The 2,514-nt window shown below is 39.5% G+C and carries 1 protein-coding gene and 1 pseudogene; both read left to right on the top strand.

From position 1 onward, the window contains the following. Positions 1 to 152 precede the first annotated feature (152 nt). Positions 153 to 2,057, top strand: a complete 1,905-nt coding sequence (locus FZC41_RS17000) for a tyrosine-type recombinase/integrase (protein ID WP_148568644.1) — start codon at positions 153 to 155, stop codon at positions 2,055 to 2,057. Next, positions 2,054 to 2,514, top strand: a pseudogene (locus FZC41_RS17005) (tyrosine-type recombinase/integrase); the annotation flags it as partial. The gene FZC41_RS17000 and the pseudogene FZC41_RS17005, both read left to right, overlap by 4 nt.

A 2,514-nucleotide genomic window follows, 5' to 3' on the forward strand; every position in this document is an offset into this window, starting at 1 on the left:
CTCTGCTTATCCTCATTATTAAAAAATCCTCAGGATTGGATGAATGCCGCATAAACCAGCGATTCTTCATTCAATCCTGAGGATTTTATTGTATATTCCAACCAATTGCATGATACTGAAATTACCAAGATTAAAAACAGGGAGGTATTTTCATGTATCAAGATTATGATCACGCAATTGGCGAGGTAACGAAGTATTTTACCCAAAATCATTTTTCTAGTTCCGTTGTTTACAGCCATTTAAATTGTTATCGTTCATTCAAGCAGTATCTGGAAAAAACTCAGCTTCCTTATTCACATGAGACGGCGATAGAGTGGTTAAACAGCAATAGACCCAAATGGAAACATCCTAAGTTTAAAACATCCCGACTTGCTCTTTTTCGGATTAATGATGTCATGCAAAATGGCTATATTACTGGAAAACGCTATGCATACGAAAACTCCTGCAACTATGACAAACTTCCGGATTGGTGTCGGTTATTGCTGGATGGCTACCTGAGCGATACTGCACATTCATTTTGTGACAACTATAGCAGGCAACATCGGATGGCATGTTCCGAATTTTTGATTTACGTTTGGAGTGTGGGGGTCACGAAACCGGATGAGGTCACACACAAAAATGTAATTGACTATTATAATAAGTACAACTATCGTACCTTGAAGACAAAAAACTTATATAATCGCATTATCAGACGATTTCTTAAGCATCTCGCTGATAAAGATTTTATTCCAGGTTCTTTGGCATTTACATTGGATCGATTTTCTATTCCGAGGATCATCCTCCTGGATGAACAACCTGATGAAAAAAAGTGCGTGGACCTATTTCAGCAGGATCAGATGTCAGTCAAAATTCTCCCAGTAGAATATTATTCCATGGCAAAAGAATTGGGAGCTGTTTTTCTTGAAAGGCATCATTATTCAAAAACCATGAAGAAAACATTCCGTAAAGCGTGGCGAGAATTGTATGTTTTTCTGGACGCCAACAATCTCGTTTATTCATATAAAACCGCTGAATATTGGTGTACCTGTCTTAAAAATGATACTGTTGAATGGAAAACATACCGTCGTGCCATGAAACTTTTTGAGCAGTATCAGATGTGCGGTGATATCAATCCGAGTATTGTTTATACCTATAAGGAAGATACCATCAACACTCTACCCGATTGGAGCCGTCGGTTGATTCTTGATTTTCTATCAAAGAAGAAAAAAGAAGAAAATTCTGTCTCTACTATCAGTATGTACCGTTCTTCATGTCTGAGATTCCTAAAATTTCTTGAACAGAAAAAGATTAGCTGCTGTGCCAGAATAAGTCCAGAAATAATAAAAGAATTTCATGTTTCAGATTCCCATTCAACGGCAGAAGCAAGGAATGCCTACAGTACAAGGATTCGCGGGTTTCTGGATTATCTTTCTCAACTGGGATATGTTCCTGAAAAGCTGCAGCTGGCGCTATCCATTGAATGCGCAGTAAAAACTGAAATCGTGGAGACCCTTACGGATGAAGAAGTCAATGTCGTTTATCATTACAGAACAATTGCAGAAAAACCGATGGCGTTAAGAAATACAGCCATGGTGTTAATCGGCCTTCGCATGGGACTGCGTGCCTCAGATATTACCGGGCTAAAACTGACTGATATTGCATGGGATGAACGAACGATTTCTATATACCAACAGAAATCGGGTCGGTTTTTAAAACTTCCCATGCCAGTTGATGTCGGAAATAGTCTTTATCAGTATATCACGAATGGCAGACCTCAGATGGTTTCCAAGTATGTATTCATTTCCCATTGCGTTCCTTACAGCAGACTTGGCACAGGCAGTTGCTGTAGTGCTCTGAACAAAATCCTTGATAAGCAGAAGCATGGCTTTCATTTAACCAGAAAAACATTTGCAACGCGCCTGCTGATAAGCAAAACCAATACCGATACCATCGCTGATTCACTTGGTCATAAGGACAATTCAACGGTTATGAAATATTTGGCAACAGATGGGGATACCATGAGGCAATGTTCCCTTTCGCTCAAAGGCGTTGAGGTGAAAGGTGGGATGTTGTCATGATTAAAAATTACGTTTATCATAGTAGTTTTGCGCCATATATCAAAGGTTTAATCCGTCAGAAAAGAGCTGATGGTTTTCTGTATGAATATGAAGCTTATAGTCTGAAAACTTTTGATGATTTTTGTATGATTAATGGCTTTAATGATACGGTCATTACGCGTGATCTGATTATGAAATGGGCGGTCCAAAGAGACACCGAGGGCATTAACTACCGGAATCAGAGAGTTTCCTTTGTCCGGCAACTATCCTTGTACATGAATTCGTTGGGAATTCTTTCATACATCCCCCGACAGACTGCCTCAACAGTCACGACGGTTCCACACCTGTTAAGTCCTGACGAATTAAAGAGTTTATACGAAGTGATCGATACCTACCTCCCGGATGGTGATAAATGGCGTCGTTTTTCAATGGAGTACCAGGTTATCTTTCGACTTTATTACTGCTGTGGATTAAGGTT

Origin of the sequence: Acetobacterium paludosum (assembly GCF_008086595.1) — a bacterium.
GTDB classification, from domain to species: domain Bacteria; phylum Bacillota; class Clostridia; order Eubacteriales; family Eubacteriaceae; genus Acetobacterium; species Acetobacterium paludosum.